This is a genomic window from Streptomyces sp. NBC_01017, assembly GCF_045162795.1.
GTDB classification, from domain to species: Bacteria; Actinomycetota; Actinomycetes; order Streptomycetales; family Streptomycetaceae; genus Streptomyces; species Streptomyces machairae.
This window is the reverse complement of the sequence record NZ_CP108683.1, coordinates 5351329-5377935: the sequence shown is the minus strand read 5'-3', so window position 1 is coordinate 5377935 and position 26607 is coordinate 5351329. Positions and strand designations below refer to the sequence as shown.

At 73.1% G+C, this 26607-nt stretch carries 22 protein-coding genes and 1 pseudogene; 16 read left to right on the top strand and 7 right to left on the bottom strand.

Annotation, left to right across the window (positions count from 1 at the left end):
- Positions 1–48 precede the first annotated feature (48 nt).
- From OG331_RS24490 to OG331_RS24465, 6 genes are all read left to right on the top strand, one after another.
- Entirely contained in the window at positions 49–1551 is a 1503-nt protein-coding gene (locus OG331_RS24490) for a hypothetical protein (protein ID WP_406199763.1), read from the top strand.
- A gap of 116 nt (positions 1552–1667) precedes the next feature.
- Positions 1668–2912 (top strand): AAA family ATPase, encoded by a 1245-nt coding sequence (locus OG331_RS24485; RefSeq protein ID WP_406199761.1) that lies wholly within the window; start codon positions 1668–1670, stop codon positions 2910–2912.
- A gap of 242 nt (positions 2913–3154) precedes the next feature.
- Positions 3155–4450, top strand: coding sequence for a DUF2201 family putative metallopeptidase (locus OG331_RS24480; protein WP_406199759.1), 1296 nt, complete (start codon positions 3155–3157; stop codon positions 4448–4450).
- Positions 4451–4634: 184 nt separating this feature from the next.
- Positions 4635–6845 (top strand): MMPL family transporter, encoded by a 2211-nt coding sequence (locus OG331_RS24475; protein WP_406199756.1) that lies wholly within the window; start codon positions 4635–4637, stop codon positions 6843–6845.
- Positions 6846–6990: 145 nt separating this feature from the next.
- Positions 6991–8238 carry a sensor histidine kinase gene (locus OG331_RS24470; RefSeq protein WP_406199753.1) on the top strand — a complete coding sequence of 416 codons (1248 nt, stop codon included), beginning with the start codon at positions 6991–6993 and terminating at the stop codon, positions 8236–8238.
- A 92-nt stretch (positions 8239–8330) separates the two neighbouring features.
- On the top strand, positions 8331–8987 hold the full coding sequence (locus OG331_RS24465; RefSeq protein ID WP_383234563.1) for a TetR family transcriptional regulator: 657 nt from the start codon (positions 8331–8333) through the stop codon (positions 8985–8987).
- Positions 8988–9138: 151 nt separating this feature from the next.
- Here OG331_RS24465 and OG331_RS24460 read toward each other — a convergent pair whose 3' ends face one another.
- The gene (locus OG331_RS24460; RefSeq protein ID WP_406199751.1) at positions 9139–10794 is read right to left on the bottom strand and encodes an MFS transporter; all 1656 of its coding nucleotides are present in this window, start codon (positions 10792–10794) and stop codon (positions 9139–9141) included.
- Positions 10795–10915: 121 nt separating this feature from the next.
- Between OG331_RS24460 and OG331_RS24455 the strand changes: the two genes are divergently transcribed.
- The 4 genes from OG331_RS24455 (at position 10916) to OG331_RS24440 (ending at position 14409) form a co-directional block, all read left to right on the top strand.
- The gene (locus OG331_RS24455; protein ID WP_406199748.1) at positions 10916–11647 is read left to right on the top strand and encodes a TetR/AcrR family transcriptional regulator; all 732 of its coding nucleotides are present in this window, start codon (positions 10916–10918) and stop codon (positions 11645–11647) included.
- Between the two features lie 14 nt (positions 11648–11661).
- A complete protein-coding gene (locus tag OG331_RS24450; RefSeq protein ID WP_406199746.1) occupies positions 11662–12522 on the top strand; it encodes a DUF2993 domain-containing protein in 861 nt (286 codons plus the stop codon).
- A gap of 122 nt (positions 12523–12644) precedes the next feature.
- Positions 12645–13904 carry an SLC13 family permease gene (locus OG331_RS24445; protein WP_406210248.1) on the top strand — a complete coding sequence of 420 codons (1260 nt, stop codon included), beginning with the start codon at positions 12645–12647 and terminating at the stop codon, positions 13902–13904.
- A 4-nt stretch (positions 13905–13908) separates the two neighbouring features.
- Complete coding sequence (locus OG331_RS24440; protein WP_406199743.1) at positions 13909–14409, top strand: universal stress protein; 501 nt, start codon at positions 13909–13911, stop codon at positions 14407–14409.
- On the opposite strand, the gene OG331_RS24435 is transcribed toward OG331_RS24440, so the two are convergent.
- The 4 genes from OG331_RS24435 to OG331_RS24420 form a co-directional block, all read right to left on the bottom strand.
- Positions 14369–15094, bottom strand: a complete 726-nt coding sequence (locus tag OG331_RS24435) for a VOC family protein (protein WP_406199741.1) — start codon at positions 15092–15094, stop codon at positions 14369–14371. The genes OG331_RS24440 and OG331_RS24435 overlap by 41 nt on opposite strands.
- Before the next feature lie 36 nt (positions 15095–15130).
- On the bottom strand, positions 15131–15682 hold the full coding sequence (locus OG331_RS24430) for a tellurite resistance TerB family protein (RefSeq protein WP_406199738.1): 552 nt from the start codon (positions 15680–15682) through the stop codon (positions 15131–15133).
- Between the two features lie 126 nt (positions 15683–15808).
- Positions 15809–16297, bottom strand: coding sequence for a hypothetical protein (locus OG331_RS24425; protein ID WP_406199736.1), 489 nt, complete (start codon positions 16295–16297; stop codon positions 15809–15811).
- Between the two features lie 5 nt (positions 16298–16302).
- Positions 16303–17175 carry a glycoside hydrolase family 16 protein gene (locus OG331_RS24420; RefSeq protein ID WP_406199734.1) on the bottom strand — a complete coding sequence of 291 codons (873 nt, stop codon included), beginning with the start codon at positions 17173–17175 and terminating at the stop codon, positions 16303–16305.
- 182 nt (positions 17176–17357) lie between these two features.
- Here OG331_RS24420 and OG331_RS24415 point away from each other — a divergent pair.
- The 4 genes and pseudogenes from OG331_RS24415 to cutA all read left to right on the top strand — a co-directional run.
- Positions 17358–17630: pseudogene (locus tag OG331_RS24415) on the top strand (cell division protein FtsK); the annotation flags it as partial.
- Between the two features lie 114 nt (positions 17631–17744).
- Positions 17745–18086 (top strand): hypothetical protein, encoded by a 342-nt coding sequence (locus OG331_RS24410; RefSeq protein WP_369272307.1) that lies wholly within the window; start codon positions 17745–17747, stop codon positions 18084–18086.
- A 241-nt stretch (positions 18087–18327) separates the two neighbouring features.
- Positions 18328–18897 carry a DUF4352 domain-containing protein gene (locus tag OG331_RS24405; RefSeq protein ID WP_406199732.1) on the top strand — a complete coding sequence of 190 codons (570 nt, stop codon included), beginning with the start codon at positions 18328–18330 and terminating at the stop codon, positions 18895–18897.
- An 81-nt stretch (positions 18898–18978) separates the two neighbouring features.
- Entirely contained in the window at positions 18979–19305 is a 327-nt protein-coding gene (cutA, locus tag OG331_RS24400) for a divalent-cation tolerance protein CutA (protein ID WP_406199730.1), read from the top strand.
- Between the two features lies 1 nt (position 19306).
- Here the strand turns inward: cutA and OG331_RS24395 are convergent, their stop codons facing one another.
- Positions 19307–20545, bottom strand: a complete 1239-nt coding sequence (locus tag OG331_RS24395; RefSeq protein WP_406199727.1) for a twin-arginine translocation signal domain-containing protein — start codon at positions 20543–20545, stop codon at positions 19307–19309.
- Between the two features lie 199 nt (positions 20546–20744).
- Between OG331_RS24395 and OG331_RS24390 the strand changes: the two genes are divergently transcribed.
- Together OG331_RS24390 and OG331_RS24385 are read left to right on the top strand one after the other, a co-directional pair.
- Positions 20745–21341 carry a DUF6415 family natural product biosynthesis protein gene (locus OG331_RS24390; protein ID WP_406199725.1) on the top strand — a complete coding sequence of 199 codons (597 nt, stop codon included), beginning with the start codon at positions 20745–20747 and terminating at the stop codon, positions 21339–21341.
- A gap of 361 nt (positions 21342–21702) precedes the next feature.
- Complete coding sequence (locus tag OG331_RS24385) at positions 21703–25566, top strand: WD40 repeat domain-containing protein (RefSeq protein WP_406199723.1); 3864 nt, start codon at positions 21703–21705, stop codon at positions 25564–25566.
- Positions 25567–25607: 41 nt separating this feature from the next.
- Here the strand turns inward: OG331_RS24385 and OG331_RS24380 are convergent, their stop codons facing one another.
- Positions 25608–26549, bottom strand: a complete 942-nt coding sequence (locus OG331_RS24380; RefSeq protein ID WP_406199721.1) for a hypothetical protein — start codon at positions 26547–26549, stop codon at positions 25608–25610.
- Positions 26550–26607 lie beyond the last annotated feature (58 nt).

Here is a 26607-nt window from a genome sequence, read left to right as displayed (position 1 = left end):
TCACTCTGTTCACAGATTGGGGGCCCCGTCCGCGCAAGGTGAGTGCTGATGAGCACTCGGATCGCGAACGGGAACACCCGGCTCTCCGAGCCTTCCTCTCCTTCCCTGTCTTCTCCCCTGTCCTCCTTCTTGCTTTCCTTCTGGCCGCGCGTGCGGGAGTTCGCCGTGCCGGCCGCCATGATCGAGACCGCTACCGCCCGCCGGCTGGCGGGGGACTGGGCCGGGGCCTGTGCCGCCGCCGGCGTCGACGTCGATCTCGAACTGCGTTCTGTGCTGCGGGACTACGGCCGGGACACCGCCGCCCGCCTTCGCAGCGACCTACGGCACCTCGCCCCCGACCTGCTGCGCTGGCACATGCCGAGGATCGCGCCCGACGGGCTGTTGCGGCCCGGGCTGACTCTCGCGCTGGCCAAGTACGGCGGTGGGGAGCGGGGTTGCAAAGGTCGCCTGCATCTCGTCGTACGGACTCCGCCCGCCTGGGCCGATGCCGGGCAGCGGATCAGCCTCGGGTTGTGGGACGGGGCATCGAACCCCCACGCCCACACCCACACTCACACCCACCCGCATCCGCGTCCCAGCCGACGGTTCCGGTTCGATCTGCACCGACATCTGTGGGATGCGCGGCGGGCCGGTGAGCTGCGGATTCGGGCCGGTGGGGGGCTGCCCGGCGGTGACCTGCCCGGGCTCGATCCGGACCTGCTCGGGACTCTGCCGTACGGGCGTGGCTGTGCCGTTGACCGGTGGGCCCACGAGGCGCGGTTGCTGCTGCGCGCCGAGGGGCGCTCCGCCCAGGCCGTGCTCGTGCGGTTGGGGGGAAGGCGTCGGCTGGTCCTGGAACTGGAGGGCGACCGGGACGAGGGCGGGTGCGGGGTCGGTGGCGCCGGGCCGGCCGCGATGCGGATCGCGGCGGCCACGAAGCGCAGTGCCGGTGCGCTGCCGGTGCTGCCGGACGCGGCGACTTGGGTGCTGCCCGACCTGGAGTTGCTGCGCACCGGTGCTGTCGACGCCGATCGGCTGCATCCGCTGGTCGCCGCGGCCCTCGTACCGGATCGTCCGCCGCCGTCACGACCGTCCCGACCGTCACGGCCGTCCCCGGATCCGGACCGGACAGGGCAGCCACGTCTGGTCGAGTGCCGCGGTGCCCGGCATCGGATCGGTCCGGTCGACGGGGTACTGGCTCCCCTGGACCACGACCCCGCCGAGATCCAGCGGGAAGAACTGCTGGCCGCCCTCACCGGAACGCCGCTGCCCTGTCTCCAGGCCATCGATGAGGCGCACCGGCATCCGGAGTGTCTGCCCGACGTCCGCGAACGGCTCTGTCACGGCGACACCGCCGGTGCGCTGGCGGTCGTCGAGGGGCTGTTGGGGCCGGACGCGGTGCTGCGTGACGGTGCGTTGCGGGACGAGTTGCAGGCCGCTGCGCGCCGGCGGCTCACCTACGGCCTCTTCCGGGCCGGGTTGATCGGCCCCGGTCCGGGCCGGATCCGGTACGACGAACGCGGCCGGCCCCGTGAGCGGCGCGGGCACCCACGGCACGCGGCACTTCGCTGACCGCGCCACGCCGCAGCTGCCTGGATCCGTAAGGCGTCCTCGCTCCTTTCCCTCACCTCACCTCACCTCATCTCACCCCGCCCGCCCACCCTCACGAGACCCACAGGTGACCTCACATGCCCACATGCACCCAGAACCAGCCCGCCATGACCCAACTCGACGTCGCCGCCGACCTGTTGGACCTCCTCCGCGCCACCACCACCGAACCCCGGCCCGACGTACAACTGGAGGCCCTCACCCTGGCCGTGGCCGCCGACCTGCCCGTCCTCCTCTGGGGCGAGCCGGGGATCGGCAAGACGGCGGCGCTCACCCAACTCGCCGCCACCCTCGATCTTCCGCTGACCACGGTGATCGCCAGCGTCCACGAACCGTCCGACTTCTCGGGGTTGCCCGTCATCGGGGACGACCCCGCGGAACAGGGGGTCCCGATGGCTCCGCCGGACTGGGCCGTGCGGCTGGTGAAGGCCGGGCGGGGGCTGCTGTTCCTGGACGAGTTGTCGACCGCGCCGCCCGCGGTGCAGGCGGCGCTGCTGCGGCTCGTGCTGGAGCGGCGGATCGGGGCGTTGCGGCTGCCGCCGGGGGTACGGATCGTGGCCGCCGCCAATCCGCGGTCGTCCGCGGCGGACGGGTGGGAGCTGAGCGCGCCGCTGGCCAACCGGTTCGTGCATCTGCAGTGGACCCACGACCACGAGGTCGTCGTACGCGGCCTGGGCGGCACCTGGCCACGGGCGACCCTGCCGCGGCTCGACCCGGAGAAGCTGGCGGGGGCCGTGGACTTCGCCCGGCGCGCTGTGTGCGGGTTGCTCTCCGGGCGGCCGGGGCTGGTGCACCGGTTGCCCAGCGGTGAGGCGCGGCGGGGTGGGCCGTGGCCCTCGCCCCGGAGTTGGGAGATGACACAGTGCCTGGTCGCCTTCGCCACCGCGGCCGGAGCCTCGCGGGAGGTGCTCTCCCTGCTGGTGCGGGGCACCGTGGGGGACGGGCCGGGGCTGGAGCTGCTGGCGAGCGTCGACCGGATGGACCTGCCCGACCCCGAACTGCTCCTCGCCGACCCGGCGAGCGCCGAGCTGCCCGAGCGGGGGGATCTGCGGCAGGCCGCGCTGGACGGGGTGGTGGAGGCGGTCCGGGCCCGGCCGGACAAGTCCCGCTGGGACGCGGCCTGGGCGCTCCTGGTCCGAGCCGTGGAAACCGGCGCCCCCGACCTGGTCGTCGTCCCCGCCACCACCCTCGCCTCCCTCCGCCGGCAGGACTGGGACGTACCGACCTCCCTCGACCGGCTCGCCGGAGTGGTGTCCCTGTCCCGCCGAGCGGACCACACGGCGGCACGGACAGCTGCGGTGACCGCGGAGGCGGGGCGGCGATGAGCGGGGGTGCGGCGGGGGCGCGCCGGGATGCGCCCGGGTCGGTGGAGGTGCGGCCGGCGGGCGCGGGCCCGTCGGGAGCGCGCCGGGCTGTGCCTGGCGCGAGCTCCCCGGGGGCGCTCGCGGAGCCGGTTCGGTCCGGCGGTGCGGGGCACTTGAGGGCGGCGGATCCGGCCGGGGCCGGTCGGGACGCCTTGCGGTCTGCGCCAGGCGGGGCGCCGCTGAGCGGGAGTGCGGCGGGCTCCATGAGTGGCGACCCCTCAGGTACCCCCCACCCTGCACCCGACCCCTCACCCCGCCCCCTGGACCGGGAGAAGCTCTTCGCCGCCCGGCTTCATGCCGCTCGGGTTCGGCCCTATCTGGCCACTGCCCTGTTCGCCCTCCACGTCGTCGAGTCGTGGCGGGTGCCGACGATGGCTGTGGACCGGCACTGGCGGTGTTACGTGTCGCCGGGGTTCGTGGCGCGGACGCCGGTGGAGGAGTTGGCCGGGGTGTGGGTGCACGAGGTGTCGCATCTGCTGCGGGATCATCACGGGCGCGGCGACCGGGTGGCGCGTGAGCGCGGGCTGACCGGTCCCGGGGAGCGGCTGCGGATGAACATCGCCGCGGACTGCGAGATCAACGACGACGTGTACGGCGACGGGCTCGCCCGGCCCGACGGCGCCGTCGAACCGGCGACGCTGCACCTGCCAGAGGGCGAGCTCATGGAGGATTACCTGCGGCAGTTCCGGCTGGGACCGCGTACGCAGGATTTCGCGTGGCTGGACTGCGGCAGCGGGGCCGACGGGCTCGAGCGGGAGTGGGATCTGGGGGCGGACGGCGCGCATGGGCTGAGCGCGCAGGAACGGGACGCCGTCCGGTTCCGGGTCGCGCAAGGCATCACCGGGCGGCCGGGCAGCGCCTCGCGCGGGTGGCAGCGGTGGGCCGAGGAGGCGTTCCATCCGCCGCAGCCCTGGCGGGAGTTGCTGGGGGCGGCGGTGCGGTCGGCCGCCGGTGGCCCCGGGGCCGGCGAGGACTACACCTACGGCCGCCCGTCGCGCCGCTCCGCCTCGGTGCCCGGCGCCGTCCTGCCGAGTCTGCGGCGCAGGCCGCCCCACGTCTGCGTCGTCATCGACACCTCCGGTTCGGTCAGCGACGCCGAACTGGGCAGCGCCCTGCTGGAGGTCGCCGCGATCTCCAGGGCCGTGGGCGGGCGGCGGGACCTGGTCAGCGTGGTGCCGTGCGACGCGGCGGCCCAGGACGTGCACCGGGTCTGCCGGGCCGAGGGAATTTTGCTGGTCGGGGGCGGGGGCACGGATCTGCGCGCGGGCTTCGCCAGAGCCCTGCGTGCGCAGCCACGCCCCGATGTGGTCGTGGTCCTGACGGACGGCCAGACACCCTGGCCGAGCACCCGGCCGCCGTGCCGGACCGTGGTGGGGCTGTTCCCCCGGCCACGGGCGGCGGCCCGCTCCTGGGACGAGGACGATCCCGAGTACGTACCGGACGCACCGCCGGCGTGGGCGCGCGTGGTCGAGATCGGCGCGGTGGGAGCGGGCCGGTGAGACCCGGGCGGGACACACGGGTATGAGATCTGAACCGTGGGCCGTCGTACCCACGGTTGAGCCGCCGCCGCTGCGTACTGCGTTCTCAGTACCCCCGATTGTCGGCAGCCGCACGACGACACGGCACCCCCGCTCCGGACAGCCTGGGCACACGTTCGAGTCCCAGATGTGGAGACCCCCTGCCGTGGCTACTTTCCTGTATCGAGTGGGCCGTCTGGCCTTCCGGCGGCGCTGGTACGTCGCCCTGGTCTGGGCGGCCGTCCTGGCCGCCGTAGGACTGGGTGCCCTGAAGGCCCCGGGCGCCGTCGACGAGGAGTTCTCGATGCCGGGCATCGAGTCGCAGAAGGCGTTCGACCTGATGGAGGAGCGCTTCCCCGGCGCGACGGCGGACGGCGCCACCGCACGGGTCGTCTTCGTCGCGCCCGGCGGTCAGAAGGTGACCGCCGCCGAGAACAAGAAGGCCGTCCAGGAGGCCGTGACCGAGCTCGGCGACGGGTCGCAGGTCGCGAGTGCCGTCGACCCGTTCCGGGCGCAGGCCGTCAGCAAGGACGGCACGACGGCGTACTCGACCGTCACCTACAAGGTCGGGGCGAGCGACCTCACCGACGCGAGCAAGGCGCATCTGGAGCGGACGCTCACGCAGGCCCAGGAGTCGGGGCTGACCGTCGAGGCCGGCGGGACCGCCATGGACGACGGCGGCGGTCCGGGCGGGGCGGCCGAGGCCATCGGCGTCGCCATCGCCGCCGTCGTGCTGCTCATCACCTTCGGGTCCCTCGCCGCGGCCGGGCTGCCGCTGCTGACGGCCGTCATAGGCGTCGGCGTCAGCATGGCCACGATCCTCGCCCTGTCCAGCGCGCTCGGCCTGTCCACCACGACCGGCACCCTCGCCATGATGCTGGGCCTGGCCGTCGGCATCGACTACGCCCTGTTCGTCGTCTCGCGCTACCGGGAGGAGCGTGCCAAGGGCCGTACGCCGCAGGAGGCGGTCGGGATGGCCGTCGGTACGGCCGGCTCCGCGGTCGTCTTCGCCGGGCTCACCGTCGTGATCGCGCTCGCCGGACTCGCGGTGGTCGGCATCCCGATGCTCACCAAGATGGGGCTCGCCGCGGCGGGCGCGGTCGTCGTCGGCGTACTGATCGCGCTGACGCTGGTCCCGGCGTTCCTCGGCTTCTGGCCGAACGCGGTGCTGTCGCGGCGGGCCCGCAAGAGCGGCCTCATTGAGGAGAGCGAAGTCAGCAACGGCGGCACCCGCTGGGCGCGGTTCGTGCTGCGCCGGCCCCTGCCCGTGCTGCTCCTCGGCGTCGTCGGACTCGGGGCGCTCGCCGTGCCGATGACGGATCTGCAGCTGGGCATGCCCGGTGACGAGGCCAAGTCGACGTCGACCACCGAGCGGCGGGCCTACGACGCGCTCGCCGAGGGCTTCGGGCCGGGCTTCAACGGGCCGCTGACCGTCGTCGTCGACGCCAAGGGCGACGCGGATCCGAAGGGTGCCGTCAGCACGATCGCCGAGCAGATCGGCGGCACGAAGGGGATCGTGTCCGTCTCCCCCGCCCGCTTCAACGACGCCGGTGACACCGCCGTCTTCTCGGTCGTGCCGTCCACCGCGCCGACCGACGAGAAGACCAAGGACCTGGTGACGGCCATCCGGGGCGAACGGGACGGCGTCGAGGCCGAGACGGGGGCCACCTTCGAGGTCACCGGCACCACCGCGATGAACATCGACATCGCCGACAAGGTGCAGGCCGCGCTCGTCCCGTATCTGATCGTCGTGGTCGGGCTGGCGATCGTGCTGCTGCTGGTGGTCTTCCGGTCGCTGCTCGTCCCGCTGAAGGCGGCCCTCGGCTTCCTGCTGTCGGTGCTGGCGTCCCTCGGCGCGGTCGTCGTGGTCTTCCAGCAGGGGCACGGCGCCGAACTGCTGGGCGTGGAGCAGACCGGGCCGATCATGAGCCTGATGCCGATCTTCCTGGTGGGCATCGTCTTCGGGCTCGCCATGGACTACGAGGTCTTCCTCGTCTCGCGGATGCGGGAGGCGTACGTCCACGGCGAATCGCCCGGCCAGGCGGTCACGTCCGGCTTCCGGCACAGTGCCCGCGTGGTCGTGGCCGCCGCCCTGATCATGATCGCGGTCTTCGCCGGGTTCATCGGGGAGAGCGACTCCATGATCAAGATGATCGGCTTCGGGCTCGCCTCCGCCGTACTCTTCGACGCCTTCGTCGTACGGATGGCGATCGTGCCCGCGGTGCTCGCCCTGCTCGGTGACAAGGCCTGGTGGCTGCCGAAGTGGCTGGACCGGATCCTGCCCCGGGTCGACGTGGAGGGGGAGGCGCTCAGCGGGCGGTCCGCGGCGGAACCCGCCCCGAGCGAGGCGGCCGAGCTGGAAGCGGCGCGCACCTGACCCGTCCGCCCGGCACCTGATCCGTCCGCCTCACCCCCCACCGGGACCGCCCGTGACGAAGGACACGGGCGGTCCCGTCCGCCGTCCGTACCGTCCTCGCGCGCAGGCGTCCACCATGGACCCAGCCGACCAACCGGAGAGCACGATGAGTACCAGCCCGGAGCGGCGCTACGCGGACCGCATCGAGGAGTTCTCGGACCGCCACCCCCATGTCGTCGACGTGGTGCTGGTCGCGGCGCTGATGGGCTGCGCGTCCCTCGGCAGCATGCTCACCCTGCCCGGCGCCGACCCGCCGGACCAGGACAGGACCGCCGTCGCCTTCATGGGCGTGGCCTGCCTCGCCCTGCTGAAGCACCGCAGGCATCCGCGCGTCGCCGTCGTCGTGGCCGCCGCGTGCACGGTGACCGTGATCGCGCTGGGGTACCTGCTCACCCCGCTGCTGCTGGCCCCCGTCATGGCGGCGCTCTACTGGCTGGCCACCCTCACCGAACGCCCGACGACCCGCGCCTACGGCCTCGCGACCATGGTGGCCGTGACCGTCGCCGCGGCGATCTCCGACAGCATGGACCACCTCTCGCTGCTGCTCAGGACGATCGGCCCGTTCTTCTGGCTGCTGCTGCCCCTCGCCGCCGGCAACATGACGCGGCTGCGGCGCGCCTACCTCCAGGCGGTGCAGGCCCGTGCCGAGCACGCCGAACGCACCCGGGAGGAGGAGGCCCGGCTGCGCGTCACCGAGGAGCGCATGCGGATCGCCCGCGAGCTGCACGACGTCGTGGCCCACCACCTGGCCCTGGCCAACGCCCAGGCCGGCACAGCCGCACACCTGATGCTCACCAGCCCGCAGCAGTCGCAGAAGATCCTCACCGACCTGACCGGGACGACGTCCTCCGCGCTGCGCGAGCTGAAGGCCACGTTGGGGCTGCTGCGGCAGAACGGCGACCCGGACTCCGCCCCCCTGGAACCGTCCCCCGGGCTGGCCCGGCTGCCCGAGCTGGTCTCCGCGTGCGCGTCGGCGGGGGTCACCGTCACGGTGACCACGGAGGGGGAGCCGCAGCCGCTGTCCCCCGGCGTGGACCTGACCGCGTTCCGGATCGTGCAGGAGGCGCTCACCAACGTCACCAAGCACGCCACCACGGAAGCCGCGACCGTCGGACTCAGCTACTCCGACTCCCGCCTGCTGATCACGGTCGTCAACGACGGCCCCGCCGCAGCCGGTGCCGGCCCCGCTCCCGGGACCGGGGCGCTCCACGGCTTCGGCGTCATGGGCATGCGCGAGCGGGCCCACTCCATCGGCGGTGAACTCCGGGCGGGCCCGCGCCCCGAGGGCGGCTTCGAGGTCACGACGGCCCTGCCGCTCCAGCCGCACGGCGCCGGGGAGCGGGCGACCCCATGAGCGGCGGGGCCCCTCCGTGCGAGAATGCCGGTGCTCCACGTCCGTGTCCGCACGGTGTCCCACTTGCTCAGCGCTGATCCATCGAGGTTGTTGTGACCAAGCCCGTCGCCCGCGAGCCCCTGCGCCGCAACGCGCGGGCCAACCGGGCACGCATCCTGGCCACGGCCCGCCGGGAGTTCGGCCGGAACCCGGACGTCACGCTGGAGGAACTGGCGCGCGCCGCGGGTGTCGTACGGCGCACTCTCTTCGGCCACTTCCCGGGGCGCGAGGCGCTGTTGGAAGCCCTCGCCGAGGAGGCCTCCGAGAGTCTGCGCAGTGCGCTGGCCTCCGGTGTGCAGGCCGTCGAGGGGGAGCCCGCCGAGCGGTCGCTGGCCCGGCTCGCGTTCTCGATGTGGCCCGTGGGCGACCGTTACCGCCTGCTGCTGGCGCTGGCTCAGCGCGACCTGGGTGCGCAGCGGGTGGCCGAGGTGCTGGCGCCGGCCCGCGCCACGGCCACGGCCATCCTGGAGCGGGGTCAGCGGGACGGCGTCTTCCACACCCACCTGCCGGCCGCCGCGCTCAGCGCGGGGCTGGAGGCGATGACGGTCGCGCTGCTGGAGTCGGTCAACACCGGGGTGCTGGAGGACGACGGCACCCGGGTCGCCATCGTCACGCTGATAGCGGCCGGTGTGCCGGAGGAGCGGGCGCGGGCCGTGGCGGAGGCGGTCGCGCCGACGGTGGCCCCGGTGCCGGACGCCGCCGACGCCTGAGGCGTCGTATCCCCGGTCATCCGCGCGTAGCCCGCGAGCGTCTCCCGACAGCGTCCCCCGACAGGGGAAGGACGGTGCCGGGCGTCCCCTCCCGGCACCGTCCGGGGCCGTGTGCCGCTCAAGGCACGGCCCGTTCAGGGGTGGCGGCGGCTCAGACGGCGCCGCCCGTGTGAGCCTCCTGCGAGTCGCGGGTCTCCTGCGTTCCCTGCGTCTCCTGGGGCTCCGGCTTCTCCAGCGCGTCCTCCGAGCGGTGCTTGCCCGCCTTGCGGTGGCCGGGCAGGACGGCGAGCACGATCAGCGTGCCGGCGGCCATGATGATCCCGCCGATCATGCTGGTCCGGGCGACGCCGTGGGCGAAGGCCTCGTGCACCGCGTCGATGAGGGCCTGCGCCTGCTGGGCGCCGCCGGCGGGGTTCTTCGCGACCTGCTCGGCCACCGCGATACCGCCGCCCACCGAGTCCTGGGCCGTCTCCAGCGCGGAGTGCGGCAGCCGGCCGCCGATCAGGTCCGAGAGCTTGTCGCGGTACGCCGTCCCCAGCAGCGAGCCGAGGATCGCGATGCCCAGGGCACCGCCCAGCTCCAGCGAGGTGTCGTTCGCACCGCCGCCGACGCCCAGCTCGGACTCGGGGAACGAGCCCATGATCGTGTCGGTGGCCGGGGACACGCTCAGGCCGATCGCAAAGCCCAGCATGATCAGCGAGGCCAGGAAGTCGGTGTACGAGGAGCCCTGGTCGATCCGGGTGAGCAGGAACACGGCGACCGTGCCGATCAGCATGCCGGAGACGACCATGGCCTTCACGCCGAGCTTCGGCGTCAGCCGCCCGGTCGCCGCGGCGCCGACGAAGACGGCACCGGCCAGCGGCAGCAGCCGTACGCCGGTCTCCAGCGCGTCGTAGCCGAGGACGAACTGGAGGTACTGCGTGGCGTAGTAGAGCGCGCCGAAGGTGCCGAAGAAGAAGAACAGCACCGCGAGCATCGAGCCGCTGAACGGCCGCTGGGCGAACTTGCGCACGTCCAGCATCGGGTGCGGGTGGCGCAGCTCCCAGGCGACGAAGGCCAGCAGGCCGACACCGGCGGCCACGGCCGCGGCGATCGGGCCGGCGCCCCAGCCGAAGTGCGGGCCCTCGATGGCCGCGTAGACGAGGGAGCCGACGGAGACGATGGACAGCAACCCGCCGACGTAGTCGATCCGGCCCATGCCCGCCGCCTTCGACGGCGGTACGAGCGCCAGCGCGCCGACGACGGCGACGATCGCGATGGGCACGTTGATCAGGAAGGTCGACCCCCAGGCGTGGTCCTCCAGGAGCCAGCCGGCGACCAGCGGGCCCACGGCGATGGCCAGGCCCGAGGTGGCGGTCCAGCCCGTGATGGCCTTGGCGCGCTCACCGCGAGGGAAGATCGCGACCAGCAGGGACAAGGTGGCCGGCATGACGACGGCGGCACCGACTCCCATGACCGCGCGGGCGGCGATGACCAGCGCCGTCTCGTCGACCAGGCTGCCCATCACGGACCCGCCCGCGAAGATCAGCAGACCCACGATCAGGGCGCCGCGACGGCTGTACTTGTCGCCGATCGCGCCCAGGACGAGCATCAGCGCCGCGTACGGGACGGTGTAGCCGTCGATCACCCACTGCAGGTCACTGCTGGTGAGGTCCAGATCCCGGGTCATGTCGGGCGCGGCCACGATCAGCGACGTGTTCGCCATGACGACGATCAGCAGGCTCAGGCAGAGCACGAGCAGTGCCCACCAGCGCCGTGTGTACGGCCCGGTCATCTTCTCGACGGGTGTGGTGGCAAGGAAGGGCACGGGGACTCCCAGGGAGGGCGAGTTATTTGCACATCAGTGAGCAGACTAGTTTCTTGCCCGTCGATGTGCAAATATCGCCGGTGAGCCCACCCGACCCCTCCCTCCGCACCGAGGTGCCGACGTGACCACCCCGACAGCCCCGCACCCCGTACGCCGCCGCCGTACGACGCGTGCCACGCGCGCCCGCATCCTGGACGCGGCCCTGCGGGAACTGGGCCGCAACCCCGAGTGCAGCCTCGGCGACATCGCCGAGGCCGCCGGGGTGGCACGGCGCACCGTCTACACGCACTTCACCGGCCGGGCGGCGCTGGTGGAGGGGCTCGCGGGGGAGGCGGCGGAGGCGATACGCCTTGCTGTCGCCGACACGCACGAGGCCACCACGCACGGGGCCGACACCCACGGGACCCGTACGAGCGGGGGCGATCCGGGCGCCACCGGCCCGGGGGCACCCGACCCCGGCCCCGCGAGTGCCCTCGCCCACTTCGTCCTCACCCTGTGGCCGGTCGGCGACTGCTACCGCACGCTGATGGGCCTCGCCCGCCAGGACCTGGGCAGCGCGCAGGTGAGCGGCCTGCTCGCCCCGGCCCGCGAGCGGGTCGCCGGCATCCTCGCCGAGGGGCAGCGCCAGGGCGTCTTCCACGGCGCCGTACCGCCCGGCCCGCTCAGCGGCGCCATCGAGGCCCACCTGCTCGCCCTGCTCGGCACGGTCAACTCCGGGATCTGGGCCGACGACGGCACGGGTGCCGCCACCGCCGCGCTGATCGCCGCCGGAGTCGACAGCGACACCGCCGCCGCCACGGTCCGGCAACTGCACGCCACCGACCGGATCCGCCCGCCCCACCGACCCCACTGAGGAGGCCACCGCGCATGCGCAGGTCCCAACAGCACGGACACGACTACGAGTACAACCCCGACTACGACCCCGACCATGGCTACGGCCCCGACTACGCCTACGAGCCGTACACCCCGCACGAGCCGATGGATCCGAACGAGCCCCACCGCCCCCGCCGCCACCGCAGCCGACGACGAGTCACCGCCATGGCCGTAGCCGCCCTGCTCACGCTGACCCTCCTCCCCGTCGCCGCCGACCGGTTCGTGGCGGCGCGCATCGAGTCACGTACGGCGAAGGCATTCCAGGAGGGCATGGACACACCCGTCGAGCCGGAGGTGCACGTCCGCGGCTTCCCCGTCGTGACGCAGGCGGCCTCCGGCCCCCTGGACCATGTCGACATCACCGCCCACGACATACCGGCCCGCGGGACCACGCGCCCCCTGCCGGTGAGTGAACTCCGCCTCCGGCTCAACGGGTTGACGAAGTCCGACGACGACAGCGAGGCACGGGCCCGCAGCGCGGAAGCCACCGCCTTCCTGTCGTACGCGGACGTCTCGAACGCGCTCGGCCTGGAGATCTCCCAGGGCCGCCGCCCGGGCCGGGTGAGCGCGGTCGTCCTCCTGCCCCTCGGTGAGGAGATCACCGTGACGACGACCGTGGCGGCGGACTCCGGAAACCGCATCGCCTTCGACGACTTCGCCGTCTCGGGCGGCGCGTTGCCCGGTGTCGGGAGCGCGGTCCTCGACAAGGTCTTCGAGCGGCCGATCCAGCTGCGGAACATCCCCGAAGGCCTGCACCTGCGCTCGGTCACCCCCACGGCCGACGGCCTCAGCGCCCGCTTCTCGGGCCACGCGGTCACCTTCCGGCCGGACGGGGAGGCGCAGGGCGACGTCTGACGGTCCGCCGGTGCGGCCGGCCGGGGCGTCGGGGAGCCGACCTCGGGCTCGGCTTACCTTCGCGGAGTACCGTGCGGCGTGATCACCGGCGGCCCGGCCGTCGCTGCACGGAAGGACCGAACCTGAACACCCCGCTCGCCGAGACGCTGTCCGTGGCCATGCTCGTGCTCGTGCTGGTCTGTGCCGTCGTCCGTCCCTTCAACTGGCCGGAGGCCGTGGTCGCCGTACCGGCCGCGGCGCTGGTGGTGGCGACCGGCGCGATCTCCCCGGGCCACGCGCTGGACGAGGCCGAACGGCTCGGGCCGGTGATCGGCTTCCTCGCGGCCGTACTGGTCCTCGCCCAACTCTGCGACGACGAGGGGCTGTTCCAGGCCTGCGGGGCGTGGATGGCACGTACGGCCGCGGGCCGGCCGCGCCGCCTGCTGATGCAGGTGTTCCTGGCCGCGTCGGCGATCACGGCCGTGCTGAGCCTGGACGCCACGGTGGTGCTGCTCACGCCGGTGGTGTTCGCGACGGCGGCCCGGCTCGGGGCCCGCCCCAAGCCGCACGTCTACGCCTGCACGCACCTCTCCAACACGGCCTCCCTGCTTCTGCCGGTGTCCAACCTGACCAACCTGCTGGCGTTCGCCGCCAGCGGGCTCAGCTTCACCCGGTTCGCCGCGCTGATGGCGCTGCCGTGGGTGGCCGCGATCGCCGTGGAGTACGTCGTCTTCCGGCGCTTCTTCGCCACCGACCTGGACGCCGGGGCGCAGGCCCCGCACACCGCCGACGCCCCCGAACTGCCGCTGTTCGCCCTGGTGACCGTGGGGTGCACGCTGGCCGGGTTCGTGCTGACGTCGGCCGTCGGCATCGATCCCGCCTGGGCGGCGCTGGCCGGCGCGGTCGTCCTCGCCGTACGGGCCCTGCTGCGGCGCAGTACGTCCCCGAAGGCGCTGCTGCGGTCCGTCTCGGTGCCGTTCCTGGCCTTCGTGCTGGCGCTCGGGATCGTGGTCCGCGCGGTCGTCGACAACGGGCTCGACACGGCCCTTGGCCATCTCATCCCCGACGGCACCGGGCTTGCGGCCCTGCTCGGGATCGCGGCGCTGGCCGCGGTGCTGGCCAATGTCATCAACAACCTGCCCGCGGTGCTGGTCCTGCTGCCACTGGCCGCCGGCTCCGGCCCCGGCGCGGTCCTCGCGGTGCTGCTCGGGGTGAACATCGGCCCCAACCTCACCTACGCCGGTTCGCTCGCCACCCTGCTGTGGCGGCGTATCGTCCACGCGCATGACGCGGAGGTGGAGCTGGGGGAGTTCACCCGGCTCGGTCTGTACGCCGTACCGGCGAGCCTCCTCGCCGCGGTGCCGGCACTGTGGGCCTCACTGGCCGTGATCGGAGGAGGCTGATCCCATGACGGTGGTCGTCTGGATCGTCGAGGGCACCTGGCCCGCCTGTGTGGACGCCGCGCGCCGGCACGCGCCCGAGGATGCCGAGGTCGTCCTGCTGCACGTCACCGGGCACGAGGTCGCGGACGCCGCGCACGGCGCGTTCGCCGGGCTGCTCGGCCGGGGCCACCCCGAGCGCGACCCCGGCACCCGCGTCGAGCACCTCGCCGCCGCCTCCGCCGAGAGCCTCCTCCAGACGGCCGCCGAGCGTCTCGACCGCCCCTGCACGCGCGTCGAGCGCTCCGGCCGCGTCGAGCGCGAGGTCGTCGCCGCTACGGAGGGCGCCGAACTGCTCGTCCTGGCCCGGGACGGCGACCGCGCCACCCTGGGACCCCACAGCCTGGGCCCCGCAAGCCGCTTCGTCGTCGACCACGCCCCGTGCCCGCTCCTGCTGGTCTGGCCGGAGCCGGCTCCCGACCTGACGACTATGCCGCCCCCGCCGCCTCATCCTCCGCACCACGCATAGCCGGCGGCCCGGCCACGCCCACGCACGCCTCGTTGCCCTCGGGGTCGGCCAGTATCCAGAGCGAGGGGGCGTGGGTGTCGTCGACCAGCCGTCCGCCCGCTGCGATCGCCGCCTCGACCCGGGCCTCGGCCCGGTCGTGGGGTACCCAGACGTCGACGTGCAGGGTGTTGCGCTGGGGGCGGGGGGCGTCCAGCTCCTGGAAGTAGAACGGCGCTCCGCGGCGCCTCGGGTCGACCAGGTCCTCCGGGCTGCCTGCGCGGTCCTCGTAGCCGAGCAGTGCACGCCAGAACGCCACCACCGCGGGCCCGTCCAGGGCGTCCACGGTGACCTGGACGGTCTGCACGGCCGACGGGTCGGCCGGGATGCCCAGCCGCCGCGCCACGGCCGAGATCTCCCGGGCCAGCTCGACGTCCCGCTCGGTCAGTCCGAAGTACTCGTCGGTGAGCGTGACGACCCGGACGTCGACGGCGTCGGCCCGCACGTCGACGTCCGGAACGCCGTTCCCGGCGGCCGCCAACTCACCGATGGCCCGCACCAGTTGGACGCCCGCCGCGAACGACCCGGTACGGAAGTACGCGCACGCCCCCTCGCCCACGACGCGCCAGTCCTCCAGGCCGGCGGTCTCATGGAACTGCTGGGGCCTGATCCGCCGGACCTCGTTCTCCACATTCCCCGCGTATGTCATGGGCGCAACATAGCGGCCAGTGGTGGAGAGGTGGCGTCAGAGGCCGAACTCCTGGGGGGACAGGTTGAGCGTCGAGCATGCCTCGCGCAGGACCTGCTCCTCCGCCGGTGCGATGTAGCCGTCCGCGCCCGCCACGACGAAGCCGGTCTGGACGACCGCCCGGGCCTCCGTCGGCTTCTTCGCGGCCTTGGCGATCTCCTGCAGGGCCTCGGTCTTGCCCTGCTGGAAGTTGAAGGACAGCTGGTCGACGTGCTTGTTGAAACGCTGCCGCAGCTGCTCGGACGGGAAGTTCTGCAGGACGTCGTTGTTCAGGATCAGCGACTCCACATGCTGCCGCTCGGCCGGGTCGACATTCCCGTCGGCGGCGGCGACCAGGGCACACATGGCCATGCTGGCGTCCCGGTAGGCGCCGCTCTTCAGCTCCGTCTTGAGGGAGGTGAGCTGCGTCTTGAGCGCGCTCACCAGCTGGGCCTTGGATCCTCCCGAGGACCCGGAACCCGGCCGCCCGTGCCCGCCGGAGCTCCGCCCGGCCTGTGCCTGCTGCTGCAGACCCTTGGCCTGGTCCTTGATCCGATCCCACATCGCCATCCGTGCCACCTCGGCTTCAGCCCATGTCGTTCAGGTCGACTGCGTGTGTTGCATGTGTTCCGTGTGTCCTCCTGCAAACGTCCGCCGGCCCGTGGGAGTTCCTGGGCCGGGGAGTCCATGGGCCCGTCACCCCTGGATGTACGGGGACGCCGGGCTGCGCACGGAGAAGTAGCCGCGGCCCGTCGCGCCGCTCACCATCCACAGGGCCGCCACGTCGATGCCGGCGACCACGAACGTCGCGAGGTTGGGCGCCCCGGAGGCCAGCGAGCCGAGGAAGGCGACGGCCGTCGACAACGCCACGAACGACAGGCACACGATCAGCACCACACGGACCCAGCCGCGGCGCTTGCGGGCCAGCACGACGCAGGCGATCAGCAGCGCCGCCAGGCCCCAGCAGAACAGCGCCAGGAACCAGGCCATGCCCATCGGCATGAGCAGGTCCTGCCCGTGCTCCTGCTTGCTCCGGTTCTCCTCGACGACCGCCCAGCCGCCGAACGCCGTGCCCAGCGCGTGCACGGCGACGACCACGAGGACGAAGACGACGGCCCCGGGCATGCGCACCCCTCCGGGAGAAGCCGGGCGGGCCTGCTCGGGCTGGTAGGGAGAGCTCTGCATCGCGTTCACCTCATGCTTTCGTTGTCCGGCAGGTCGTGGACCCGGGCCCAGTCCACTTCGTAGACCGCGCTCTGCAGGTCGTCACCGTGGAAGTTGTCGAGCTGGATGGTCTGGTGCATCGACGGGGCGCACTGCATGCAGTCGCGGTCGTCGTTCGCCCCGTCGGCGAAGCGGAACCACTCCTCGCCGTCGATGAAGCCCCGCACGTGGTCCGGGGTCCACTCGACGGCGACGTTGTGCCACTGCGTCAGATCCACGCCGCACCGCTGCGCGAACTCCTGCTGCACGGGCACGCCTTCGGGGTGCGGGTAGTGCAGGAAGGCCTCGGCGCACTGCTCGCCCGGGGCGCCGTTCTCCAGGTAGTCGTACTCGCCGTCCTCGGGGTGCCGGTTCGAGTCCGGCCACAGGATCAGCAGCGGGTGGTACTGCCGCCCGTTGTCCGGGGCGGTGGCCCGGGAGCGGACCCTGGCCTCCCACCTGCCGTATCTCCGGCCGTACGACGAGGCGAGCCAGCCGGAGTCGCCGTCCGCCTCCCCGGTCATGCGCAGGATGCCGCCGACGACACGGGTGTTGACGTCGCAGCGGCGGCCGTTGTCGCCGTGGCCGGGCCAGCACGTGTCGGGTCCGCCGCCCGCCAGGCGCCACCGGTCGCGGTCCGGTACCGCGGGCTCGGCCTCGGAGCCGTAGTCGAACTCGTCCGACCCCTGGGGCAGCGGCTCGCCCCAGCCGTACCGCTCGGCGGCGGTCACCGCGGGGCCGGCCGCCGTGGTCGTCATACGTCCGGCTGCGGCGTTCACCGTGGCCGCCGCGAGCGCCGGCCCGAGGACCGCCGCGCCGAGCCCCACGGCGAGGTGCCGGGCGCGAAGTCGTCGGTCCATGACTCCCTTTCAGCGGGTCGTGTACGACAAGAGCGACAAGCGGGAGCGGCGGGCCGAGCCCTCCCCCCTTGGCGGGGCTCGGACCGCGCCATGGCCGTCCTGGCCACGTCCCACGACCAGTCGACCGCCGAGCGGGGTTGTTCGGCAGGCCGGTCCCCGGCACCGAACAACCGGGAGGCGCGGACGTCGCCAAGCGCGGACCGCCCTTGGCATCTACGCCACACAGCGGCCCGAGGCGAGTTCCTGCCGCCGGGCATCAGTGCGAACGCCATCCTGCGCTTCTGCCTGAAGGCGGTGGGGCACACCGTCAGCGACCTGGTCCTCGGTACCGGCGCCTACAAGTCGGGCATCCGCGCGACCATGTTCAGCCACTCCGACCGTGGCAGCTGCTGGGTGCCGGCGAGGGCTACGGCCCGCTCATCGTCGCGTCCGCGTACGTCGACGGCACGGCCGCCGGGGCTCATGCCCTCGCTTGTCACTCTCGGGTGGCATTCCTCCGGGAAAACCCTGACAAACGCTTGTATCACCAGCACACTGCCCACACGCCATCGACACCACGGGAGCCGCGTATGACCAGCAACCCCTACTTCAATCAGCCCTTAACACCAGCCCGGCCGCGCATGTTCAACTCCACGGTCGCCAAGGTGATCTGGGTACTGGTTCCGATCGTGACCGTCGGCCTCGCTGCCGCAGTCCCCTTCGTCGTCGCCGCCGTCAAGGGCGTCGTGAAGCCATGGCTGGCCATCGCCTACGTCGTCGGGGAGATCGCCGTATTCTCCATCGCCTTCGCGATCAGTCCCAACCCTGATTCCACCAGCCCAGTGCCCGGGTTCCTCATGGTTCTTCTGATCATCACCGCCGCGACGCACACCGCGCTCCTCGACAACGACAAGATCAGCATCGGGAAGTAGGCCATAGGCTTCCGCCGGTTGATCCAGACCGCGCAGCGTGGTGCTCCCGCCGTCAGCCCCGGCCTCGTTGCTCATGCGAGTGGCGGGCCCGGGTCCGTGTCCGGATGCTCCTCCGGAGTGCATCGTGGTGCCGTACCTCCCCACCTCGCGTGCCGGACGGGTGACATCCCTGCATGAAGCCGCACGTCACAGCCAGCAACCGCATCTCATGCCCTCTCCAGCACGCACGTCCAGGGGGACTATGCGCACCCGCACCACCATCGCCGTCTGCCTGCTACTCGCCGGCCTCACCGCCAGCTGCTCATCGAACGACACCGATGAGCCGACCGTGGCGAAAGCCTCCGTCACAGAGTCGGCCGGCCCTACCCCGAGCCCCACGCCGTCACCCAGGCAGGAGACGTACAAGCTCGGCGACATCGTCGACATCAGCGCTGGCGGCAACGACTTCTCCGCAGCCACGCTCACCTACAAGAACCAGGGCGTCACCAGCCCGCCGGGACTTCTGCAAGAGGGGCAGAAGTTCGCGACGGTCCAGGTGAAGGTGTGCAACCGGAGTGATGAGCCGATCGAGGTGAGTCCGTTCACGTGGTCGCTCGCGTACGAGGACGGGGCGCGGGTGGAGCCGACGCACGTGAGCGGGGGTGGGCTGCCTCAGCCGGCGTACCCCCTGGACGCGAAGGTGCGGGGCGGGGACTGCGTGCGGGGCTACATCCTGTTCGAGGTGCCCGAGGAGTTCGGCCGAGCGGAGCGGGTGTTGTATTCGCCGGGGGATCTGGATGAGCCGGTGGAGTGGACAGTCCCGACGGTGTAGCCAGAAGCCCCCGGCACGGGCCACTACGGCCGCGCCGGGGGGCCTTACACATGGTCGCGGGCGCCGCATACGCTCCCGCCCATGGCTGACTACCTTCAGGTATCCACGGCAACCCCCACCCGCGACCAGGCCATCGACCTCGCCCGCACTGCCGTCGCCGAACGGCTCGCCGCCGGTGCGCAGATCATCGGCCCCGTCACTTCCGCGTTCTGGCACAACGGTGAGTTCGGAACGGGCGAGGAATGGCAATTGCTGCTGAAGACCACCCGAGCCCGCTACCCGGAGCTGGAGGCTCACCTGTTGGCGAACCACCCGTGGCGGAACCCGGAGATCGCCGCCGTGGCGATCGAGACCGGGGCGCAGGGCTGCCTCGACTGGATCGCCGCGAACACCAGCTCTGCCGAGTAGCTCAACTGCGAGCCATGTCCAGGACGTCGGCGACCACGGGCAGCGCCTGGTGCTTACCGAGCCGTTGCAGTACCGGCGCCAGCCGCTCGCGCGGACGTACGGACGCGACCCCGGAGGACAGGTCGAGCGCGCGGCCCGTGACCGTGGCTGCCTGCTCGATCTCCCCGGCGGTCAGGTACGAGTCGGCGAGCCACGACAGATATAGCGCCTTGTCCCGCGCGTGTGAGTCGTCGTACCGGGCGAGCGCTGCTTCAAGGACGGGCACCGCCCGCAGCGGGCGACGGAGCTCCGTCCAGCAACGGCCGTACATGATCTGCAGCTCAGTCTCGTCGACCCACGCCGCCCAGTCGGGTTGGGGCGCGCCGTCGACCTCGGCGAGCGCGGCGCGAGCGGCGTCCAGGGCACGCTCCGTCTCGTCGGCGTGGCCCGCCACCGCGTGCGCCCACGCGAGCCGCTCGTACAGCAGGGCCCGCACCCCAGGTGCCGCGTCGCGGCCGGCCATGGCGCACGATCGGGCAGCGGTCTGTACTGCGTTCTGCCGGGCATGCTGGTCCCCACACAGTCCCTGGTACGCCAGGAAGGCGAGCGCGTTCCCGGCGAGCGCGGCACAGCCGCCATCGACCGCGGCCTTCTGGCTGGCTTCGTACAGGCCGCGCGCCTCGGCATGCCGGCCGCCGTCGAACGCGGCCCAACCGGCCTGCTGCGCCTGCTCGGAGAGTACGGACAGCAGCCTGCGGCCCGTCTCTTCGGTGTACGAGCCGCGGCGCAGGAGCGTCCTGGTGGCCTGGTACTCGCCGAGGTAGGTGCGGTAGGTGTCGCCGCCGCCGAGGACGTCGTCGAGGCGCCGCAAGCGGGTCGTGCGCTGTCGTAGCCGCTCGGGCAGATCGCTGCCGACTCGGCCACCCTCGGAGGCCCGGGAGAGTTCGGGGAGGCCCACGGCGAGTCCGGCGGCAGCGGAGGTCTTGAGGAACTCCCGGCGTCCCGCGTCCGCCGAGCCCTCGGGCGCCGCCTCCCACGGGCGCCGGGCCAGCCCCACCATGTGACCAGGGATACGCAGCGCATCGGCGATGGCGGCGATCTTCTCGAAGGTAGCCACCTTGCCCTGTCCCTTGGCCAGCGTCCCCACGCGCTCCGGCTTGATGCCGCACTCGGCCGCGATCATCGAGTAGCTGATGCCCGCCTCGGTGCGGGCGACGTGGATCACGGTGCCGAAGTCGTGGGCAGCAAGCGCGGATCGCACGTCGGGGCGCTCAAGTAGCCCACGGGGGAGCGCGGTTGGCGGTTCGTGACCGGACATGAGGTGCCTCATCGCGCTCGGTGACGGCGTGGTCTGACGGTGAGGGTACCCATGACGGGTACCCCTCGGAGGGAAGTCAGAAGCCGTACGTGCTCGGAAGATTGAGCCCTCAGACCCCGACGAGGTACTGGCCTCCCGGGGCGTGGCCAACGCTGCCTGGAGCGCCGACATGCCAACAGATGCCACCTACCTACCCACTTCAGCAGGCCCGGGCTCGGCCGATCCGCCGGACATCAGCACGATGCGCGCCAGTGTGCGCCAGCTGCTCGGGCCGGATGACGCCCCGGATGCGCCGCCACCCAATGCCGGCGAACTCGACACGCTCACCCTCACCCTGCGCGGGCACCTGGCGCTGATCATTCCCGAGGTAGAGCGGGCAGCCGGGCCGCGGCCCAAGGACACTTCGACGTTCTGTGCCCTGGGATGCATTGGGGAGGCCCGAGGGAAACTGCGCCACACGCCGGGCGCCACGCTGCAGTCCCGGGTTGCCCATGCCCGATGCCTGGCCCGCGTCTTGCATGCCCTGTGCGACCACTACGAGCGGCTCGCCATCAAGGGCGAGACACGCGAGCAGACCGCCCTGCGGCGCCTGGGTGAGCACTCCGTGAAGTGCCCGGCCTGCCGAACCTTGGACGACGAGGGAGCGAACGCGAACCTCCCCTGCACTGAGGGCGATCGCATGTACGACGAGTACCGGCAGGCGCGCCGCGCCAAGGCGTCGCCCTTGGGCCATCCGTGACGTGACATCCAGGCTTCCGTCCGGCCGCCGGCGGGAAACGGATCGCGAGTCAGGGAGAACGGCTGCGATGACCGCGGCGTTCCGCTCGGTTCTGCGGACCGTGGCCATCTGCTGCCGTTGCCGGGCGAGGTCGGCGGCTTCGGCGACGGGCCTCCTGGGGCTCCGACCCCTAATGGGGCGTCACATTGGATTCCCGGGGCGGAGTCGGCGGGACGGGTCGGCAAGCCGTTGAACGGCGTAACCCTCGGCTCACCGCACCGAGTGGCCCGGAGGAACCGTGAGGATCGGGTGAACGCCCGTGCCCCGACCGGCGATACGTCGGAGAGTCGGTCGAGGGTGACCGAAGGGGAGGGCGGGCCACGTGTCGGGACAACCGGGGCCGGGGCGTACCGAGGGCGAGCTTGATCCGGAGGCCGGACCGGTACCGCGTTTCGCCGCCGAACTGCGTGCCCTGCGCGAGTCCGCGGGGAAGCCCACCTACCGGGCGATGGCCGAGCGGGCCCGGTACGGCGTGACCACCCTGTCGCAGGCGGCCGCCGGAAAGCAGCTGCCCTCCCGCGCGGTGACGCTCGCGTACGTCAAGGCGTGCGGCGGCGACCTGAGCGAGTGGGAGCGGCGCTGGCGCGAGGTGTCGGACGAGCTGGCCGCCGAGGCAGCCGCGGCCGACGACAGCTCCCGGCCGCCGTACCGTGGCCTGACCCGGTTCGAACCGGGCGACGCCGATCTGTTCTTCGGCCGGGACCAGCTGGTGGAGCGGCTGACCGAGCTGAACCGCAAACACCGCTTCACGGCGGTCTTCGGCCCGTCCGGCAGCGGCAAGTCCTCGTTGCTGCGGGCCGGGTTGATCCCCCGGCTGCGTATCGCGGGCGGCGGTGAGGGCGGCGATCCCCGCGACGTGCCTCCCGCGGCCGTACGCATCCTCACGCCCGGCGCGGACCCGCTGCGCACTCACGCCGAGCGGCTCGTGCCCGTGCCGGACACCGACGCCGACACCTGGCTGATCGTCGATCAGTTCGAGGAGCTGTACACCCTCGGCGCCGACCCGGCCGAGCGGGACGCCTTCATCGACCGCCTCGTCGCCGCCGGCGACGCCGACAGCCGGCTGCGGGTCGTCATCGCGGTGCGGGCCGACTTCCTCGGCCGGTGCGCCGAACACCCGGGCCTCACCGCCGCGTTGCAGGACGCCACGCTGCTCGCCGGTCCGATGAGCCGGGCCGAGCTGCGGGAGGCCATCGTCCGCCCGGCCGCCGCGGCCGGACTGATCGTCGAACGCGCCCTGACCGACCGCCTCCTGGACGAGGTCGAGGGTGCCCCCGGCGGACTGCCGATGATGTCCCACGCCCTGCTGGAGACCTGGCGCCACCGCAGCGGCCGCGTCCTGACCGAGAGCGCGTACGAGGCGGCCGGTGAACTGCACGGCGCCGTCGTCCGCACGGCAGAGCAGGTGTACGGCGAACTCACCGCACCGCAGGCCGAGTCGGCCCGCCGGATTCTGCTCCGCCTCGTCGCCCCCGGCGCACCGGACACCCGCCGCCCCACCGACCACGCCGAGCTCGACCTCGGCAATCCCGCCGACACCCGGGTCGTACTGGAACGGCTGGTCCGGGCCCGTCTCATCACCTTCGACGACGGCACCGTCGACCTCGCCCACGAGGCCCTCATCACCGCATGGCCCCGCCTGCGCGCCTGGATCGACGCCGAACGCGACCGGCTGCGCGTCCACCGCTCCCTCTCCGAGGCGGCCCGCACCTGGCAGGCCCTCGGGCAGGAGAACGCCGCACTCTACGCCGGGTCCCGGCTGTCCGCGGCCCGCGACGCCTTCCCCCGCGACACCTTCCCCCGCGACACCGCACCCGAGGGCGGCCGCAGCGAGGAACTCACCCCACTGGAGCGGCAGTTCCTCACCGCCTCGCTCCGGCGCCGGCACCGCGCCGCGCTGCTGCGCCGTACGGTCGTGGCCGTCCTCGCGGCACTCACCCTGCTCGCCACCGGCACCGCGGTCGTCGCCCTCCAGGCCCGTGCCACCGCGCAGGCGGAACGCGACGAAGCCGTCTTCGGCCGGCTCACCGCCGAGGCCGACCGGGTCCGCGACACCCAGGCCGGGGTGGCCGCCCGGCTCGACGTGGCCGCGTACCGCATGCGCTCCACCCCGGACCTGCGGACCCGGCTCGCCTCGGACGCGGGCCGGGTGCTGGCCACCCGGCTGCCCGGCCACGACGGTGTCGCCGGCTCCGTCGCGTACGCGCCCGACGGCCACACCCTCGCGAGCGGCGGCCATGACGGCCTGGTCCGGCTGTGGGACACGGCGGCGGGCAAGCCGCTGGGCGCACCGCTGCGCCTCGGTACGGGAGGCGTCGGCGCGGTCGCCTTCTCCCCGCGGGACGGTGACCTGCTCGTGGCCACGGGGAAAGGCGGCGGCATCCAACTATGGGATGTGCACGACCGGTCGCGGCCCCGCGCTCTCGGCCGGCCGCTCGTGAGCCACGACGAGCAGAACGTCGTCTCCGCCGCGTTCGCCCCGGACGGCACGACGCTCGCCACCGCCGGCGACGACGGCACCGTACGCCTGTGGGACATGACCGACCCGGCACGCCCCGCGCCGATCGGCGAGCCCGTCGACGCCGACGCATCCGAGGCGCGCAGCGTCCGCGCGGTCGCGTTCGCCCCGGACGGGGAGACCCTGGCCACGGGCGGCTACGACGGGACCGTACGGATGTGGCGGTTCGGCGAGGACGCCGGGAGGAAGGACGGGACCGGGATCGCACCGCTCGGCAAGCCGCTGCGGGAACACACCGACCCCGTCTGGACACTGGCCTTCTCCCCGGACGGCCGCACGCTGGCCTCGGCCGGCTTCGACGAGACCGTGCGCCTGTGGGACGCGTCCGACCCGGGCCGTGTCCAGCCGCTGGGCGAACCGCTCAGGGGGCACACCGCGCCCGTCATGTCGGTGGCGTTCAGCTCCGACGGCGAGACCCTGGCGACCGCGGGCGAGGACGACCGGCCCCTGCTGTGGAACGTGGCCAACCCCGCCTATCCGCTACAGCTCGGGGAGCCGCTGACCGGGCACACCGAGGCCGTGTGGGAGGTGGCCTTCAGCCCCGACGGCCGCACCCTCGCCGGCGCCGGCGCCGACGGCGGCGTCCTGCTGTGGCACCGGCCGCCCACCGTCCTCACGGACTTCACCAACCCGCTCACCGCCGTCGCCTTCAGCCCCGACGGCCGCCTGCTCGCCGTCGCCAGCACGGACGACGGCCTGATCCGCCTGTGGGACGTACGCCGCCCGGACCGCCCACGCCGGATCCCGCGGACGCTCGGCCACGAGGACGCGGTCCTGTCCGTCGCCTTCGCCCCGGACGGCCGTACGTTGGCAAGCGGTTCGAGGGACGGGACCGTACGCCTGTGGGACCTCTCCACGCCCGAACGTCCCGCCCCGCTCGGCGAACCGCTCGACGCGCACGACCGCGGTGTCCTCGCCGTCGCCTTCGCCCCGGACGGCCGCACGCTGGCCACCGGCGGCGACGACGACACCGCGCGGCTGTGGGACGTACGCCGCCCGGACCGGGTGCGGCCGCTCGGCGAGCCCCTGCGCGGCCACACGGACGCCGTCACCTCCGTGGCCTTCAGCCCCGACGGCCGCCTCCTGGCCACCGGCGCCGAGGACGACACGGCACGGCTGTGGCAGGTGGGCGGAGAGGGCGACGGGACCCGGGGGCGGCCCGCGGGCGCGGCCCTCACCGGGCATGACGAGCCGGTCAACGCGGTGGCGTTCGCCCCGGACGGGAAGACGCTGGCGACCGGCAGCGACGACCGTACGGTCCGGCTGTGGGACGTGCGACGGCCGGACCGCGTCCGTCCGTCGGGGGAGGAGCTGGCCGAGCATCGCGGGGCGGTCAGGGCGTTGGCCTTCGCCCCGGACGGCCGGACACTCGCGACCGGCAGCGGTGACCACACCGTCCGCCTGTGGGACGTGACCGACCCCGCCCGCGCCGAGCCCTACGGCCAGGAACTCACCGGCCACACGGACACCGTCACCTCCGTCGCGTTCGGCGCGGACGGCACCACCCTCGCCTCCGTCGGCTACGACCTGACGGCCCGGGTGTGGACCCTGGACGCGGACCGCGCGACGGCCTACGTCTGCGACCGCACCGGCGGCGTCCTGAACCGCGCCGAATGGGAGGAACGGCTGCCGCGGCTCGGGTACCGGGACGTGTGCGAGGGGCGGTAGGAGCGGTCAGGGGCGGTTTTCGAGTGCGGTCCGGGGGTGGCTCAGGGGGCGGTGAACTTCAGCACCGCGCCGTCCTTGTTGTGCGCGACCACGGTCGCCTTCAGCCGGTCGCCGAAGCCGGCCTCGCCGCCCGCGCCGCCGAGCTGCATCAGGGTGCCCGCCGTCTGGAAGGTGACGTAGTCGTCGCCCAGGGACACGTGCACAGTGACGTCGTTCGCCGTGATGTTCGCCGTGGAGGTCACCAGGACCTCGCACGCGCCGTCCGTGCAGGCGCCGTAGTTCCTGCCGTCGGCCGCCTCGGGGAGCGGGCCGTCGGGGACGGGCGCCGGCGAGGCGGTGTCCTCGCCCTGGCCGTCGGGCTTCCAGCCCGGGGCGCACTGCTCCGCCCGCTCGTACGCGGCGGCGAGCCGTGCGTCCTGCTTGGCCAGCGCGGGCAGGTCCGGCCGGGGCGAGGTGAGGGACTGGACCAGCTTGTCCACGTCCGCGGCACTGCCCTCGGCGTCGCCGTCGGCCGGGTTCGGGGACACCCGGTCGAGTTCGGCCACGACGCCCCGCACCTTCTTCAGCCAGGCGTCGCGCAGCCGGTCGGCCGCGGGGACGCCGGACGGGCCGAGGTCCGCCAGACCGCTCTCCACGTCGTCCACCGCCGAGGGCGTGCCGGCGAGGTAGCCGACGGCGCGGGCTCTGGCGACCAGGTCGGCCTGGGCGTCCGAATCCCGGATCTCCCCCAGGTCGGCGGCGCTGTCCGACCGCAGATCCTTGAGCGCCACCGTCGACTCGCACATGCCGCCGACCCACTTGACCAGCTGCCCGGACGGTGACTTTGCCGGCGTCGGCTCGGCCGACCCCTTGCCCGAGGTCCCCGACGCGTCGGCCTTCCCGCCCTCGCCCTTCCCGTCCTCGTCCGTCCCGCCCCCGCACCCGCCGAGAGCCAGTACCAGCCCGGCGGCGGCCACCACGGCGACGCTCACCCTCTTGACCATCGATCGACCTCTCTCCGTGCGCTGCACCCGTCTGCACGGGCCGGATCCCGGCGCCGTG

Bases quoted from the DNA above. Each gene is read 5' to 3' on its own strand.
- OG331_RS24380 (WP_406199721.1), bottom strand. From the start codon at position 26,549: ATGGTCAAGAGGGTGAGCGTCGCCGTGGTGGCCGCCGCCGGGCTGGTA.
- OG331_RS24485 (WP_406199761.1), top strand. From the start codon at position 1,668: ATGCCCACATGCACCCAGAACCAGCCCGCCATGACCCAACTCGACGTC.
- OG331_RS24405 (WP_406199732.1), top strand. From the start codon at position 18,328: ATGCGCACCCGCACCACCATCGCCGTCTGCCTGCTACTCGCCGGCCTC.
- OG331_RS24480 (WP_406199759.1), top strand. From the start codon at position 3,155: ATGAGTGGCGACCCCTCAGGTACCCCCCACCCTGCACCCGACCCCTCA.
- OG331_RS24410 (WP_369272307.1), top strand. From the start codon at position 17,745: ATGACCAGCAACCCCTACTTCAATCAGCCCTTAACACCAGCCCGGCCG.
- OG331_RS24440 (WP_406199743.1), top strand. From the start codon at position 13,909: ATGACGGTGGTCGTCTGGATCGTCGAGGGCACCTGGCCCGCCTGTGTG.
- cutA (WP_406199730.1), top strand. From the start codon at position 18,979: ATGGCTGACTACCTTCAGGTATCCACGGCAACCCCCACCCGCGACCAG.
- OG331_RS24470 (WP_406199753.1), top strand. From the start codon at position 6,991: ATGAGTACCAGCCCGGAGCGGCGCTACGCGGACCGCATCGAGGAGTTC.
- OG331_RS24425 (WP_406199736.1), bottom strand. From the start codon at position 16,297: ATGCAGAGCTCTCCCTACCAGCCCGAGCAGGCCCGCCCGGCTTCTCCC.
- OG331_RS24435 (WP_406199741.1), bottom strand. From the start codon at position 15,094: ATGACATACGCGGGGAATGTGGAGAACGAGGTCCGGCGGATCAGGCCC.
- OG331_RS24490 (WP_406199763.1), top strand. From the start codon at position 49: ATGAGCACTCGGATCGCGAACGGGAACACCCGGCTCTCCGAGCCTTCC.
- OG331_RS24430 (WP_406199738.1), bottom strand. From the start codon at position 15,682: ATGGCGATGTGGGATCGGATCAAGGACCAGGCCAAGGGTCTGCAGCAG.
- OG331_RS24450 (WP_406199746.1), top strand. From the start codon at position 11,662: ATGCGCAGGTCCCAACAGCACGGACACGACTACGAGTACAACCCCGAC.
- OG331_RS24420 (WP_406199734.1), bottom strand. From the start codon at position 17,175: ATGGACCGACGACTTCGCGCCCGGCACCTCGCCGTGGGGCTCGGCGCG.